We start from the raw sequence: 17,949 nt of genomic DNA on the forward strand, positions 1-17,949 counted from the left end.
CTAAATATGGCTTCAGTATTTTCACTTAAGCTTATATTATTCCTATATCTCCACTCCATCATAGATAGATTCAATTTTTAACGGACTAAATAATCCCGCATAGTTTCGTGCACTGGAATACCAATAATCCTCAGGTTCAGCCACTATTCCCATTTCTGCCGGGTTGTTGTGTATGTAAGCAAGCTTTTGATCGATCCACTCGCCGCTCAGTTCTATTGGATGATTATCCTGCTGCCAAAACTGGAATTGTGTGTTGTTTCCATTTTCTCTTCCTGCTCTCCTAAATAGATCGAGCATCCAGCTACTTCTGCTTTCCTGAATATTTTCTTTGATAGCCTTGATGACCTGCATCGCCGTATATTTCTTGAAATCTCTTAGTATCTCCGAAAAAGACATACCGTCTGCTTTGCGACTAATTATAAGATGGAGATGATTGGTCATAATGACATAGCCATGGACATTTAAGCCTTTTTCTTTCACGCAGTATTTTAAGCTATCAATAATAAGGTCTTTGTAGAGCGGTCTTGTAAATACATCTATCCAATAGACTACCGCTGTGCTGATGAAGTACAGGCCATCCGGGCTATGAAATTTGTATTTACTACTCATTTTTATTCTAATTATGGCTTAAGGCTTTTTCACTTAAGCGTCATTTTCTTATTCTATTATTTTATTCAATTTCCTTTCTTACTTTTTTATGGTTTAAGTCTTTTGGACTTAAACCTGTCAGCTTCTATTCTTTCTTTTCCAAAGCACAAGTCAAAAAGACTTGCGCTATAAGGGTTCTTATTTCTTACTATTTTATGGTTTAAGTCTTTTGGACTTAAACCTCCTACTACATCTATTTTCTTTTCTACAATTCATTTTCTCTTCTCTCTCTCTTCTCAAAGCACAAGTCAAAAAGACTTGCGCTATAAGGGCTATAAGGGAACTAGACTAACTCGACAATCATTTTTTTACCTAAAATGTATATTTCGTCAGATTGCATTTCTAACTGGTACAATTTGTTAGCGCCGTTATTATATTGCTTTAATAATTTGATCTCAAACAAATAAAGGCCATTAAATCTTCCATCTAAGCTCTCATAAACTTCAATCAACTCATGACCACCTCTTCTGATTAATCTAAATTTTGCTGTTAGTTTTTCTTTTACAGGTAATTGAAAAATGTTATCCTGAAATATCATAGTATTGGCTACATATGATCCTCCGGATTTATCTATACCAGAAATATCAGTTCCGTTCATATAAACACTTACTACAGTCCACGACCCTTCTAACAAGCTCTCCTTTGAGCCACATGAGATTAAAAAAAATAAAAGAATGATTTTCAACTTATTTTTCATCTTCCTGTTTATTCGAAATCTCTTCTATAACCTTATTACCGACTGATTTAAGTTCTTCAGATTCATTACCCTCACCTCCAAATAATACGATATTGATAATGGCACTTAAATCTCTGGTATTCATAAATTTTTCAGGAATAAATCCTTGAATTGACATTGCATCCTGAACATCACGTAATGCTAAATTTAAGGGTGACGGGGTTGTTATCAACTTTGGTCTCCATGCCCAAACATCATCTATTTTTTGTCTATCCCTTACTTGCAAGCTTAATTTATCTAGATCATCTCTTATAGTCATTGATAAATTAGTTTCCATTATAAAGTTTGCTGTGTTAAGAATAAATATAAATGATGCACCACCTCTACCTTTAGCGGGAGATGGGTGGGAAACCAATTCTTGATAATTTCTCTGACTAAACCTTTTATCTGTTTCGCCCGATTTAGTAACTGGGACCATTCTTATAACATTCGGTTCAGAATACTTTCTATAATTTGATTTAGATGGTCTATCCCATAAAATAATATCACTTGGACGACCAAAGCTGGCTTCTTTCCTGTCTGGCAAGTATTCAACACTTAAAACTTGACTTATCATTCCCTGACCATATCCAAAGCCGTTTTCATCCTGATATACTAAACCATAATAAGGGAATTTTTGCCTGAATCTACTCTTAAATACATCGCTAAAAGTTTCAAGCCTAATAAAAGCAGTTCCGTTTACGATACTTACTCTAGCTTCATCTTTACTTAAATATTCCAGTCCGTCTAAATCAATTCCATCAATTGGGCTATTGCTGGCAAATTGATATGGTGTTAACTCAGGATAACTCTTTGTCAAGGGATCCTCACTCAAAAACTTGCCTATTCCCGGATTGTAAATTCGGAAGCCATAGTCGTAGTTGGTGATGCTACCCCACTCACCACTCTGGTCTTTTTCTTTTCCATTGAAGCCGTAGCGATAGTTTCTACTGTTATAGTTCATGCCCGGTAGCTCCATTCCAAACGGATAGAAGAAGGATGCATGCATCACCTCCGGCCGGATGTTGCTAAACGTACCGGTACCAAAATCTACATCCGCCAGCTTCTTGTCAGAAACCACTCCTCTTACGTTACCCAGGTGATCTTTTAGTTCGTACTGCTTTCGGTTGGTCACCCGCACATGGGTCGCATCAGCAGGAGCCGGAGCAGCCTGCGATTCCGGTGGTACGTCATTCGGATCAGGTCCGGCATAGAATGTTTCACCTTCGGTAACAGTAAACCCTGGACCCAGGATAACTACATCCGTCGGCTCATCTATCAGGTAGCTGGTACCATCATTAAATATGACATCCTCTGTTCCATCTACCATCACCACCATCTGAATGGACGGCCTGAATTGACCTATCCTGTCGCTACCGTAAATCGGTAGTTCCCGAAGGGCGGTCTCAGCGCCATCACCTTCGTAGACCGCCATGATGTTACCGCCGGCATCACGCACGTAGTAGGTGTCTTTTATCGTACCATCTGCCTTTGCAAACTGTTTTCTTATACGGTTTCCGGCAGCATCGTAATGGAAGTTTACTACGTCTCCATTTGCATGTGTGATTTGATTTACTTTACCATATACCGTCCAGTCGATATCGGTAATATCGCTTTGTGTATCGGCTACCAGGTTACCAATCTCATCGTAAGTGTAATTTCCTGCTTCCTGGTCTTCCACATCGCTCAACCATGGAGAGCTCGCTACTGCATCATCCACTGAGGTTAATTGATTGTTTGCAGGATCGTAATTGTAGGTCAGCTCATCCATTGCACGCTCTGCCGGCGTGTCGCCATACGCCTGTCGGGTCAGGCTCATCAGGTTTCCATTCGGATCGTAGGTGTAAGCACTGGAATAATCCTCTGTGCTACTCCATGCGCTTCCAGTGAATGGAAGGAGTTCACTGGTTTTTATTCTATTTAGCTCATCATATTCAAACTGGTAACCGGTTAAATCTGAATAGGTTAGCGCCGTAGTAGGACTCAGGATATTATTGGTCCAGGTGCTAATGTTTCCATTGAATAGTTCCTTGCCTGGCTTAGCTGCTAAGTGATATGAAGATCCTGTATCGAATATAGAATTCTCATTCGTAAAGTCTCCTTCATAATAGCCCAGCTCCATACCAAAGGCATCTCTCGCCACAGTGGAAGCACCGTTTCCATCCTGCCCCGGATCGATAGAAGGATCCAGACTACCGTGGTTGATCCCTTTCAGCCACCCATGAATGGTATAGGCATAATCCACTCCCTGTACTTTGTCTTTACCCAGCTCCATGCGCTTAAGCGGACCGTGATTGAAATAATCGTATCGGGCGTCTTCTTCCCAGATATATCCATTGTTGGAGGTAAGTACACTAAGTATTCGATTGTCCTCATCATAGCTATACCGGTGGAAAAATGGTGAAGCTGCTCCCTGATTGAAGTTTACCTGCTTTACGTTTCCGCTGATCAGGTCATACTCATATCCGATGTAGTTTTTGTTTAGATCAGGAATATCCTGCACCAGCCATTTTACATTTCCGTGAGGATCATAACTGTAATGGGTCGTTGCAACTTTACCATCTTCATTGGTGATCCGGGCATAACTCACTCGGTTTCTCAAGTGCGTTTGCTCTTCTCCATAGTAGACTTCTCCTGAAGCTTCAGAATAAAACGTCCTGGTTTGTTCTGTTAAAGTTTCTGCAGCAGTTGGAAACTGATCATCAATCGGAAGATTGTTCCGGTCCTGATCCAGTAAAGTTTCATCGGTAAGGTCTCCAAATGACGTAGCTCCACCTCCTATTTCCGCTTGTCCGACCTCAGCCACTCTACCCAGCCTATCGTACTTGGTATAGGAGAAATGGTTTTCATTTAGTTGCTTCTCGTTTTGCGAGAATCGTAGCTGTCCCTGGTTATTATAAGCAAAATAGGTTTCCCCTCCGTCCGGGCTTTCCTGCCGAGTGAGCTGTCTCCAGTTGTCATAATCGTATTGCGTTACCAGGCTATGTGCTGGAGTCAACGATCGATCCATTGATCCTCCAAAATCGCCTGGCTCCAGGAAGTCTACTCCTTTTGGAGGTATGGTGCGGGTAAGATTACCAGCCCTGTCATAATAATATAGTGTGTAATGATATTGGTGAATATTGTAGCTTAAAGTGACTTCATCCTCCAGCAGCTCACCGGTACGGCAGTAGGCCTCAAACTCATCATTCAATACGGCGACATTGTTTTCGACACATATCTCCGCGGCTTGCCTCACTGCTCCTCCCATGGATTTACTGGCGATACTTGCCGTGCTCACAGTAATTGGCTCCTCCGGCTCCACTTCCTCTGCAAAGGTTTTCCACCTGAAGGCGATGTGATACTCTCGGGTAACTTCCGGTTGCTCTACCTCCTGTATTGGTCCCTCAATGAAGCATCCGTTAGCGTCTACCACTCTGATTTTATACGTACCGGGTTTGGCTTCATTTGAAGTGGTCATAGAAATAGCTTCACCCGCTGTAGCCTGAATGTTCCGATCAACGAACATGACTTCTTCTACTACCGGGCCGGGCACTTCTTCATACACTGGCTCACCAAACTCATTGACGGTGTACTGTACTTCAGTTGTTTGCTCCAGCCTGATCCACTCAAATCTATACGGTGGGGTACCTCCGGCATTGGAGAGCGTTGCAACCACATCACAGCTTAAATTGGTTGGGAATTGTGTGATAGCGACATCACCCAGAGGGTCCGGTTCTGTAATGGTATACGGAATTACATAAGGATCTCCACATCTGCTATCGAAAACTTCCAACACATAATCCCCTGCTGTGAGTCCAAATACACTAGACAAAGTTGAAATTTCCGAGCCACTATCATTTAGCCAGCTATATCGGTATGGTGGCACACCACCGGAAGCTAATGCCGAGGCTCTTCCATTATCTCCACCCGGGCAAGACACATTGGTGGTTTGGATGCTTGCATCCAAATCTGTTTGCTGGATATTAAATGCAATCCCTGAACGAGTACATGAAACATAATCAGGATTCGAACTTGTAATGGTTGCTTCGTAAAATCCTCCTTCCGCATCGATTGTAATTGGGCTGGTCAGGTTTGTCTCATTTATATAGGATGTACGCGTACCGTCAATTACATCAATTTGCTCTATTAAAATATCAAATTGACTAAAATCACCTGGAGTAATATTTGTTACAAGCATGGAAGCGTCAATGAAGATTTCGGCCGTCTGACCTTCCCCGCAAACAACAAAATCATTGGTTACACGAGCTCCTTCACTATTGATTTGATATGGCGCAGAGGTGGTGATTCTAGCTCTTTCATTTTCGAGATTAATGATAAATGATTTGTCACATTCGTTTGCCGTGGACGCATCCTCCAAAATTTGGAGCTCATATGCTGCTTGCGTATAATCAAGGATAAGATCACTGCCTGAACCATCTGTGGTGACCAGCTCTCCAAAATCTCCAGTGCCTGTTAGATATTCCAGCCCGTCATCAACTCCGATAATTCTAAAATTGAATGAACCGCCATCCTGCGGAAATAACCTGTTTAACGTAAACTGTACCAGGGCACTCTCACCACTGGCAACAGTAGCCCCACAGCTGATACTGCTTACTTGTATAGAGGCAAACGGACTTCCATCAATGACTTCAAATTCATCGGTGGTTACGCAGTTGGTCTCTGGATGAGTGGCACTAACTGTATATGTGCCCTGTCCAAAGATTGCCGGCAGGTCTTCAAATGTATTATTATTCACTGTCCCACTGAATACCACCATATTTGTTGAAGACAGTACCTCAAAATCAATTGGTGTTCCACTATTTGAGCCAGTCAATCTGATTGTGGCGGTTCCATCCGTGGCACCCGGACAGGTGATCCCTTCAACATCCGAAATAGCGATCGTTATAAACTCTTTGTGTGAAAGGTCAATAGCTGCTACAATATCTTCACAGTTTGTGTCATCTCTCAGCATCACACTGTAGGAGCCCGGCTGGCTGGCTGTAAAGCTTGCACTATTAGCAGATGATATGTTAGAGCCATTTCTTCGCCACTGATAATAGGTGAAATTATCAGGGATGCGAAGGATACGTGTGTCTCCTGGACAGAATGTCGGGTCTCCCCCATCAACGGTAATCGTTTCTGCGTCAGCGAAATTGTTTTCAATTACTTGTACTGTTGTGGTTCGTGCACAACCCAGTCCTGCAATTTCAACTTCATAGGTGCCAACTTCAGAAGTGGCATAAACCTTTCCAACATGCACCTCAGTTCCATCTTTGGACCATCGGTATGTCAGACCACCAGTCAATTCCGGTTTGGACGGGTGGAGTAATTGAGCTGTAAGATTTACGGTAGTTCCCGGACAAATGGTGGCTACATTATTCTCTTCATCGTAGGACCCAACCGTAGCAATTCCTGATACATCTGCAAAGTAGTCTGTATCATATTCTACCAATACGATATCCTGGGCATTGTAATCATCGGGACAGTTTCCAAATGTTTGCCACAAAAACTCATAGGTTCCTGCTACAGGCAAATCCACTGTTGTATTTTCATCATTGGGATTTCCAACGGTTACATTTATCGGGTCTATGCCATCGGGAACCGAATGAACAGACCATTCACCAGTGACAAACCCTGTTCCTGAAGCTGACAATGTGGTAGTTGCATCGCAAATCAGTTGATCCTGACCCGCATTTGCTGTCACACTTTCGGAAATGATCGATACCTCGATTTCGTTGGATACATATGTACAACCTTTATCTGTAGTGACCCGCACACTGAAAGTACCAGACTCAGTGGCAGTAAAAATATCGCTATTATTATTTGGTGGAAAAGGTGTTCCATCTTTTAACCATTCATAACTCACATAACCAGGATCATCTGCAAGTACAAAAGTGTTGTTTATTGAACTTGAAGGACAATATTCCGTCTCGTCGGTGGTGGAGATTACAGGGAAAATATGAGCATCTACATTGAATTCGAAATCCAGCAGGCAGTTTCCATTACTGGCTTCTACCCTGTATGTGTCCGTTCTGTCTTCGGGATTAAAGGTTGCTGAAGTGGCACCACTAATTAACCCTGAAGATTCTGAATACCACTGATACGTAAATCCAGCAGCATCAGGGGTGATGTTGGCTGTTAGTGTATAGTCTGTATTGGCACATGTCAAATCGCCAGAAATTGAATAATTGTTATAGGATATAATGACATTATCCGAATTAGAAACACAGTCATCTGATCCCGTGAAACGAAATTCGTATGTACCAAATACACCCTCCGTAAGAATGACTTCTGTTACATTTTGATCTGCATTGACAATATTGGCTGAGCCACCACCGGGTGAATTTATTAGTTGCCACAAAGCATCTACATGATCACCAGTTGCTGAGAGTGTAAGGGTATTAGCACATATCAGCTGATCCGCTCCTGCATCCACATTAATCACTCCATCATTTATAGTAATACTTAGAGCATCAGATTCATAGGTACAATTTGATTCAGATATGGCGCGAATGGTGTATTGACCTGCTGCATCGGCGGTAATCTGAGGGTCCGGATCACCTGAACTGTAGACGATTACACCAGAAATGGAAGTTCCATCCAAAAACCATTGATAACTAACATGATCGGCACTCATAGATGCTGTAATAACCGAGCTTATTGTTTCACCAATACAATATTCTGTTCTTCCATTGGTAGAAATAGTAGGTATGCTTTCACTTAAATTGGCTGGTATTTCAAATGATGAAAGTAGCGTTGTAGCTATCAACGGACAGGTTTGTGCATCTACCACACAGGTTGCCTGACCATTTTGAATCATCTCTACATTTCCAAGGAGTGGACCCGAAACCGCAGATGGGTTGCTCAGCAATACGACAATACCTATTTCGGTTGACCCGGATGCTGGCACATAATCAGGTGGAATTGAATAGGTAAGCGTCTGTACTCCACCTTGATTCGCTACAGTAGGCTCAGCAAGTCCACTGGCTGGCGTAGTAGACTGATATGTTACGTTTGAAGGAAGGGTGACAATCAGTTCATCAGTCATAGAAGAAGTCTCCAAAAGGTTGTCAACTGTAAGACTTATAGTACTTATTGGAGAGCAACTGGTAAATTCATCTGCGCTGATTGTTGATTGAAATTCATCAAACTCAAAGCCTTCAATGAACATCTTGCGTTGCTCTTTTAACTGCGCCAGTCCACCGCAGTTTGTTACCCCTTCAATGTAAAATTCAATTGGGATACCCGGATTAAAATCACATGTGTTTGAGAGTCTGAATCGGATTTTTACATTGTTGTTTGGGTCATATGATCCGGGAAGGATTGGGCCTATTACTTCTGTCATATCCCACCCAATTTGATCTCCATTAGAAAAGAACGCAGAGCTAGGGACATCCTGATATGTTGAGCTGGCGTTTGGTCCCAGTGCCGGATATAAATATTGAGGTGTATATGTATTATCATAAATAACACCCTCTGGTAATTCAGCGAATATTTTCAGATCGCTTACATCATTGTATCTGGTACTTGCTACCAATGCTTCGAATTCTACTGGCTGGCATAATTCTGTTCTTCTATCTCCAAGTTTATCAACAATAATTTGCAGGTTAGAAAGTCTTATTCGTTGAGAAAAAACTTCTTCTTTGAGAGGAATGTCACACCTTATTAGATCAGCAACGGTTTCTGTTGTTTGATCGACATTGGGATATTGGGTATCACATGAAAAACCGTAAACTACTTTGAATTCTTCAAGTGCATCTTCGTCACAATCAAAATAATCGGTAACAATGGTATACTGCTTACATGTGTTTCTAGGTAAGTAACCTACTTGTACCAAATAATTTTTTCCATTAGGATGCTGAACGGCATCCTCAATTGGTCCGAAAAAGTTATCTGGTAAGAAATCTCCATTTTCATCTTTTACACCGATGATTTTTAGGTTAGTATTTTGCGGTAACTCAACCGCCATAAACCAGTTGTTAGGTTGTTTAAATGAGCTACTCGAACAAAATTCAACTGGGTACTCAACCGGGTCATCAATTGCCTCTTTTATTTGCTCACCTTGCACGAAGCTTCCATTCAAATTTGGATTGATAATTGTTCTGGAAATATTAATAGAGGTCGAAAGATGTAACGAAGGATCGTCTATATACGACAATAATCCTACACCATGCTCACCCGTTAACCTGCCAAAGTTTGGTAATCCTACTTGATCTGTGCTTGAGCAATCTGGTGTCAGGTTATACTCTGGGATATTTTTTACATTCGACAAATAATCATTCTGACCATATACAATTGAAGTCGTAGGATCAAAAGGAGCTCTAATTCGATAAAAATCTTCTCCGTTAGCGTCAACATTAGTCTCTATAAATATTTCTCTACCACCCAAACTTCCCGGTTCAATAACTTCAGGCTCCCATTCTATGTCTGTGGGAAAATCAGCCTGAAAGTCTTTGATATAATAAAGCGGTCTGAACTCGTTAGGAAAATCCGGTTCTCTTATGTTATTATTCCACCTTAATCCACCTACAGCAAACTCACTAATCATAGGATTTTCGTACTCACAAAAAGGACTATTATATCCGTTACTATTAGTGAAAAATATTCTAGGCCTTAAATAACTAAACTCTGTAGTACTTATATTTTCACATTCATTAATATTATTTAAAACAATTGAAAAGTCATCAATGAGGTGATTCACACCCTCTGTGAACTTTTCATTATCAGGTTCAATAGGAAATATTTCATCAATAAGTACCAGTTCAGCTTCTATAATTAAGGATTGACCTTGTGTAAGAGTAGTTGGAATGCCATTATCAACTAAATTCAGTTGTGTCGTTATACTTACTTCAGAACTTAAGTCTCCTATTACAGGTTCTGAGATAGTATTGATCGGATAAACTACCCCATCAATAATTACATTCGAATAGGCTACAAATTTTAATCCCCTGACTTGACCACTATACGACTTTTGTTCTATAAAACTGAAAAAACTATATGAAATAGGAGAATGAGAATAAGTAATTTCCTGAATATTATCCAACGAAACATTCTTTTGAATTAAGATTTCTGCCGTTAGTTTCAAGGTGTCACCAGCATAGCCTCGGTCAATTCTTACTCCAGGAGTATCTTTTGTGACTTTAGGAATAGTTTTATCAATAAATAAATCCTTATATAGGTAAGGGTTATTGTATCTGTATGGTGAACCGCTTCCATACGAATAATTACTGGGGTCTGGAACCCATCCAAATGTCGTTCTTTCTAACTTAATAGAGCTAAACTCTAAGGAACAAGTACCGCTTCCGCCACCCCCATCTCCGGGATCATCACAAACTTCGGGACAAGATCCACCACAATCTATTCCCTCTTCATCCCCATTGGCTATACCATCACTACAGGATGGACAGCCTGTGATTCGATATTCGTAATTTCTATTGGCCAACAAATACCTATTTGTGGTGCATGATGGATCACAAGAAACATATGATTTAACATTAAGTGTGGTGAAAGTTGCTTGAACCTCGCAAGTTTGATCCCTTAGCGCAATCCTAAAAGATTGAGGTGCGTCGATTACTCCTCCGCTAAAAGAAGTAGGAATTTCAACTATCACGGTCTGACCTGAAGTAGAAAAAGTAATGTCCTCATAATCGGAGGAAGCATCTGGCTTTACCTCAACACCTGTAGCTATTACATCTGCTGGTAGCACAAACTCTGTATATAAAACCGGATTGCTACAATTAAAACTTTCGAGATATAGAGATCTTACAATAGGTATTGTCGCTTGAAAAGCATATCCATCTTCTACAATATTGTCCGGAATAGTATAGCTATAGGCTGTGCCTGTAGAAAAATTTCTACTTGAGTCTTTTGCATAAACATAAGTGTAATCAGCAGGACCAATGATTGGTGATTGGACATCACAATAGTTTTGCCCCCTAAGCTCCAACATGTGAAAGTTGGCATCACCATCCGAACTTTTGATGTCGTTTACAGTTGGAGATACGTAAGTAAATATGAAGTTGGAAGTACCTTCAATAAAATCATCATAAAATGAATCTCCATCTATGTCTTCAATTCCCCCTGCTCCATCAGGGTCAGATGTCAACTGATCCGCCAAATCGATGTTTCCTTCCGAGTCAATAAAGCCATCTAAATTAGTTCCTGCTAGCGAGGCGGAAACAATGTTATCTGATGATTTAATTTTGATATTGTAAAGCGTATTTATTGCTGGATCAGGACTCCCAACACCATTGTTGGTGTATGTTGCATTAACAACTAATGCATCATCACCACAAAAAGAACCAAACTGATCAATCACATACGATCCTACCACATCCGGACTACCCTCAGAATCTACGTTAATTATTGGCTCAAAAAATGTTTCGGTTGTTACATTACACCTTTCATCCTCGCACCCCCAGTCAGCACTAACTCTCGAAGTAATTGGTGACGAACATCCGATAACCCTTACATCCCATTTGAACCTCAGGGATTCATTAAGCTCGAATTCGTTTTGAATTCCAGTTGAAGGAAAATCAGATGCGGCTAATTCATATTCAAGGAATTCTACATCACTTGAAGAAGGAGTAATTTCCCTAACAACCTGGTCCGACCCATCTAATAAGAATAATTTTTCACTATCTAGTGAGGATACCCTTTCCAAGGTTATCAAAATTCTATCAGTAGAACCTAACCCGGTATTCCTAACAGAAAATTTTCTTTCTACAACATCAAAAAGTGTAACTCCATCCCTTTGATGGTCTTCCGTATCCACATCTAATTGTAGTTCAGCATAGGTAACAGAAATCGATTCAGAACCCCCTGGTTCATCATTGGATTTTGTAATTCCATCCTGTCTGTATGATATATTGGTTTGGACTACCACAAAACCATTTTCCGGATTCTCAAAGTTGGATTGAATGTAATCGATAAGGCTACAATTGGATTCAACAAAATATTGAATATTGTGAAGATCAGTAACTGCTTCTGATACTGAGAAAATTGGATTATTAAGGTCACTTATATCATTCTCCACCATGCCAATTGCACTAGACGGAGTATATAAGACCCCTGGAGGAAGTTGAAGAGAAATAACTATTTGATCAATTGGATTGCCGGATGTTACCTCGACCTCCAGGTCAATAGGTATAGCATCACCGCATACAACAGAGACGCCATCAACAAAAGTTGTCAAAGTCACTCCATCTGCATTTTGCGCATTTATGTAGCTAAAGAGCCCAATGCTTAAAATAAATAGTACCGTTCTAAGTAGGTTGGTTAGGTTTTTCACGGATTAATTATTTATCTAATTCTTTCTATAATAGGATTTGTAGATACACCACTTATATCAGTAGCAGTAATGCTGACACTTAATTGATCATAGTAATTGTTGATGTCCAGGTTAAGCACATCTCCAACAATTATTAGGTTATTATCAACTCTTACTTTCGAATTTTCACTGATCAGAAAATACCTTTCATTTTCCTTTTTTATCTGATAATCCAGCTGTGATATAGGTGACCTATTTCTATCATTAAGAGTAATCACAAGTCTATCCAGCTGGGACAAATTCGAGCAAACCAAAGAGATTGACAGCTCTACTACAGCTAGGGTTTCATTTGTTTCAATTTCAACTAAAGAGATCGTTGGATTCCCGAGTGCAAGTGATGTGCTCTGACCAGTCGTCCAATGTGGCAACACAGTACATAAAAAAATCGTGAGGTAGATTACTAGATTCTTGTATTTCATTATACTCTATTCAAATAATTTGACTTCTCAATCAAAATCAATTTTCAGGTTCTACTTGAACATAAATGCATTTTACAGGGGATACTGCCTGATCACCCGGATCAAACCCTTTAAGCTTTGCCGCCCCATCTACTTCATATCTCTCTTTAGGAACATATGTGCTGCCACGCGAACTATTTGGGGCAGTAGCTTGATAGGCTTCATACTGCCAAGTAACCGGAGCATCATCACAAAATGATTTAATGTCCAACTCAAAATCCCAGCTTTCAACCTGTTTGAGTAATGTATACTCATACCATGACAGGTTTTTTATGGTACGATCCACATCATCCTTTAAGTCACAAAGCTTGATGCCAGTTGTGCCAATTTCAGCACAAAGACTGTTATCATCATAGTTGTAGGAGCTACTAGTATTGCCTTCCGGATCACCCATTATTTCGATAGATGTTGCCGGATTTGGATACCCTCCCACTCCATAGTGAGTTTCAAGGCTTAATTGGCTATTGTAATTCGGATTTGCCTGATCGTGAATGCTTACTTCGCTCACCGGAACATCCAGCGGTCTACTTGAACTCTCCTCACACGAGTAAGTTGTCATTACACATTGCTCCTGACATGAAATGACCAATTGATCAAGTATCGCTTCCACATCTTCAATTGGAATTACATTGTGGGTAGACACATGATCTGTTCGACACCCATCAATGATGTAGCAGTTCTCATTAAAAAGTTCAAATAATTTTGACTGAAATCGGTTTCTTAAATTTTCACATCCACTCTGACATTCAGAAATTCTGTTTTCAATTTCCAGTTCAAAGTATGCGAAATTGTCTCGGGTGCTACCGTCTTCATTTGTTAGTTTGATTTGCGTATACTCACTTTGAAAGCCTGAAATTTGATCGTAAATTTCTTGATTGATTAAATCAGCCAGGTCATTGTCAATTTGTATCTGATCGTCTCCCGTATAAGCATACCAGCTTGCATTCTCATCTTCCAGGTCTTCACATCTTAAATCGAGCCCAGTTACTGCCCGATCGTCATAAGTTGCATCAGGATCATATGAAGCAACCATGTCATAAAATGCCAGCCGTTGAGGAGCAGACCAATCCAAATGTGTCTCTTCACATTCCAAACGTCCCGTGCCTAGAAAATCATCCACTATCAGTTTTGTTCCACCGGGGTAGTTGGTATCTTCAAAACATCCGGTCGCTCCAGGTCCAGGTGATTCGGAGCAACATGGTACTTTAATGGGCTGTCCTAACCCATCCAAAACGATATATCCATCTACATCAACCTGATAGCAGTCATTCGGATCTACATAGCACACAGACTGCTCAATAACCTGGTAAGGTGCCAGACCTGTCCGGTCATCAACCTTGCCATGCTCATCATAAATGAAATATTTGAATGCATAGATTGGATTTTTAATCATCGGGAAAACACTTTTCCTCTTTCTTGCGGTGGTTGGCTCCACGAATACCCCATCTTCCTTTATCCTTTTTATCGGATCCCAATCTGAAATAGGCACATACTTATATTCATAATCATCAGTATTACTTGGCTGTACCTTCATTAGATTAGAAGCAGATCCGTCACCATAGAAATAAGCACTGTAGGTAATACTATTCACCTCAACAGGTACAGGCATGCGAGAGCCATCTCTATTCTCCACTACATATTCAAAGTCATTGGTCAACCTATTATTATCAACCTGATCTTCTGCCAGAGGCTCACCATCAAATGGTGTCTGAATTTTTGCAAATTGATATCCGGTGCACTGCAAGAATTCATCTACTAAATGAAACTGACCTAAAACTGGATCTATCTCTCCTTCTCCCTCTCCATTCAATTGAAGTCCACGCATCCTCTTGGAAATCTTCCTTTTTGCAATCCAACGAGTCAGGAAGAAACCTCCTCCTTTAAAATTGCTATTGAAGTGACCATCGTGAACACTAGGATCATCATCGTTCCGTCCATCGAACGTATTGGATACATTGTTTCTGTCTCCGTCCTGATAAAAGTCAAAAGTTGACTGACAAATTTCCTCTTTCAACCTTGATAAAACACCAATCCAGCAATTGATCAAATCATCACATTCGTACGGTGATTCCTCCACTCCTTCACCCAGATCATAGGTGTCTGTCAGCATATGATAAATCATCATATTGAAGGTTCCCTCAACTTGCCAGCCATCCATGTAACCAGCTACTTTTTCACCTTCTTCATTCAACCCGCGATAGACCAGATTTTTGAGTGCTTCTCTACTTGAGAAATCTCGATTTTCACCTATACAGTCATCAAAGAAGGCAAGCATGTAGCCCTCAAAATCAGGGAAGAATTCCTGCTCCACATCTTTATCTGTATCAAATAAATCGTAGTAATAAACTACATTATAATTTCCATCGTTATCAGCATCGACCGGGAATTGAATTTCTTCTAATATCTCTTCACAATCCAGTTCTGGGAGCCATTTGACAGGTATTTCTATCCATGGGCAACATGGCGTATTTAAAAACATTTGAATCGGATTACCATCAGTATTTGGATTGTAAGGATCCGGATTAAACACAATCGAATAGTCATTAATTGATTGCTCATAAAGCAATCTGAAGTCTTCGTATGCGGCATCATTAAAATCAACTGTGAAACCACCAAAGCCTGAATAATTGAAAAGCGTATTCGCGTTGGTTTTATCTTCCATGCTCACTGCAAGTCCGTAAATCGCTTGGTTGAAGTCTTTGATTTGTTGAACAGTCTCTATACTTTCCAACCAGTCAGCTACAAGGTTTGTGATAGGGTACACCCCATTTTCAATCGTTTCCCTGTTTTGCTCCTGGTTGGCCTCAGCTCCGGCAGAAGAAAGTACTTTTTCAATGATATAGGATCCCGGCTCTACATTCTCAAGGACGATCGGATCGACTATCTTGAATTGGTCGCCTCCAACATCCTGACACCCTATTGCTCCTAAATCTACATTCTCATGGATAGTCTGAGAGGAAATAATATCTCCTTGTTCACCTAATTTGTGCAACAAAACGTTTAGCTGGAAATTGCAGTCTATGGTTGTCTCAATACATAATGAGCTTAGTTGCTGGCATTTGATGCTATAACCGACGTTTAAGTTGGTGGGTACCGCCAGAGCAAGTCTCTTGGATGAAACAAATGATCCTTCTTTTTTAAGATTCGCCGTAATCTTATCTTCTAACTCTTGCGTATAGGGATTTGAATTATCCAATGGATGAAGGTTATCATCATCCTCAGAAAACACCAGACTGGTAGCGATGACGTTTCCTTCTTTGGAGGTGTAGGTCACCGAGGTAGTATTGTTGGGATCAATTGTGACTGTTTTCAATACACTTTCACTTGCTGGAGCTTCGTCACCAAAGATTGCGATCAGTTCCCCTTCTGTTGGTGTTGCATAAAGATATCTTGTTGTTCTGCCGCCTGCTGTTTCATCTACGGAGTGAATCTTACCAACACCCGATTGCTCTTTTACCCGATTTGTTCCATCATTATAGTATATGGTACGCGTATAGCCATAGCCTTCCGCGTTAGCGATGGATTTATCCGGATTGTTTGAATAATATGAAAAATCGCCATTTTCATCAACCGGATCAGGAGACCTGAGCTTATCTTCCATATCAAAATGCTTTGCCTGAAATACCTCGTCAGCACCTGCAGCTTGCATGAATTGTGTTCTATAACTAGCTTGTTTTTGAGGAACGGGTACAGGAATGGAAGTAATAGCTGGTCTACCAACCTGATCGTAAACCGTCTGCTGTATTAATGTGATATTCTTGGAAGGCAAATAGGTTTGTTCCTGCTTTACTTTCAAAAGTCCGTCAGCATAGGTGATATTTTCCTTTATCTTGGTGTCTTCAGTAAATACCCGAGAGTATATCCAATTAACATTATCCTCCGAATCCTCAAAATAGAAATATCGAATATCATTATCTGATTCAGACAGCTCCACTCCGGTTCCATATAGAAACTCTGACCATTCGCCCCAATTTCCACTATTCCCCGATCCTCCAGGCAAATAACCACCTACTGGTCTGATCCGGGCGGCATAAAACCCGGTCCCTCCAGCAAGCTGATATTGAAATTCCTTGTTATTAGGGTCAAATAAGTCAATATCAATAGTAGTGGCTCTTCTCCAATCAACCGAAGTGATAATGTTATTTTCATCCGGCTTGGTTGAGCTTATATTGTGTAATCTTAATACTTGAAGCTGATAGTGAGAAACATGAATATTATCAGTCCAATTGAATGTTGCCGACTTTGTGGCTGAACTTACATCAATTCCTGTGATCATTGACTGCAAATCACCTATATCAAACAAAAGGTTAACTTCATAACCAACCTGCAACCTGATGTATGAATCAAGGTTTGAATTTGAACTAAAGGTGCTGTCTAAGGTTATTTGAACTTCATCAAATAGAAGTGATTCATAACCATCTGTATCTTCTTTGTAAGAATTAAAATCAAGGATCACATATGCCTCCGGTTGATTCTCAACAATGGTCAACGTATATCCAGCTTCATCAAATATGTTGGGATCAACAGCCACGCCATCATTCAAAGCAGTTAGCGTAAAATTTGCATCAATTTGAAAATCCTCACTTCCAAATAAATATTCGGAACCCAAGTCAAGGCTTACTTTAAAAAAACCGTTCTTTATTCTTTTCTCAACGGGGTAATCTTCAAAATCAATAGAGAGGTTGTGAGATGCACCCGCTGAAAATGAGATACTTTCAACCTTCTCAAAGTGCTCAACGTTTTGTGAATACAGTAGCTGGCCGGTTCCAAATGCAACTAAAATACTAGCAATTAAATATTTCATAATAGATAGAATG

5 protein-coding genes are annotated in these 17,949 nt (G+C 40.4%); all 5 read right to left on the minus strand.

What is annotated here, in order from left to right:
• Positions 1–42 precede the first annotated feature (42 nt).
• Positions 43–609: an REP-associated tyrosine transposase gene (locus CHB71_RS12135; protein ID WP_089357192.1), complete on the minus strand. Its 567-nt coding sequence runs from the start codon at positions 607–609 to the stop codon at positions 43–45.
• A 322-nt stretch (positions 610–931) separates the two neighbouring features.
• On the minus strand, positions 932–1,345 hold the full coding sequence (locus CHB71_RS12140; protein WP_089357193.1) for a hypothetical protein: 414 nt from the start codon (positions 1,343–1,345) through the stop codon (positions 932–934).
• Positions 1,335–12,635: an RHS repeat-associated core domain-containing protein gene (locus CHB71_RS12145; RefSeq protein ID WP_089357194.1), complete on the minus strand. Its 11,301-nt coding sequence runs from the start codon at positions 12,633–12,635 to the stop codon at positions 1,335–1,337. Before CHB71_RS12145 ends, CHB71_RS12140 begins: the two co-directional genes overlap by 11 nt.
• An 11-nt stretch (positions 12,636–12,646) precedes the next feature.
• On the minus strand, positions 12,647–13,093 hold the full coding sequence (locus CHB71_RS12150) for a hypothetical protein (protein ID WP_089357195.1): 447 nt from the start codon (positions 13,091–13,093) through the stop codon (positions 12,647–12,649).
• 37 nt (positions 13,094–13,130) lie between these two features.
• Positions 13,131–17,936 (minus strand): DUF6443 domain-containing protein, encoded by a 4,806-nt coding sequence (locus CHB71_RS12155; RefSeq protein ID WP_089357196.1) that lies wholly within the window; start codon positions 17,934–17,936, stop codon positions 13,131–13,133.
• Between the last annotated feature and the right edge of the window lie 13 nt (positions 17,937–17,949).

The organism is Ekhidna lutea, from assembly GCF_900188325.1.
GTDB lineage: Bacteria > Bacteroidota > Bacteroidia > Cytophagales > Cyclobacteriaceae > Ekhidna > Ekhidna lutea.

What these genes read in the sequence shown, in the direction of transcription:
- CHB71_RS12135 (WP_089357192.1), bottom strand. Translation starts at nt 609, where the DNA reads ATGAGTAGTAAATACAAATTTCATAGCCCGGATGGCCTGTACTTCATC.
- CHB71_RS12140 (WP_089357193.1), bottom strand. Translation starts at nt 1,345, where the DNA reads ATGAAAAATAAGTTGAAAATCATTCTTTTATTTTTTTTAATCTCATGT.
- CHB71_RS12150 (WP_089357195.1), bottom strand. Translation starts at nt 13,093, where the DNA reads ATGAAATACAAGAATCTAGTAATCTACCTCACGATTTTTTTATGTACT.
- CHB71_RS12155 (WP_089357196.1), bottom strand. Translation starts at nt 17,936, where the DNA reads ATGAAATATTTAATTGCTAGTATTTTAGTTGCATTTGGAACCGGCCAG.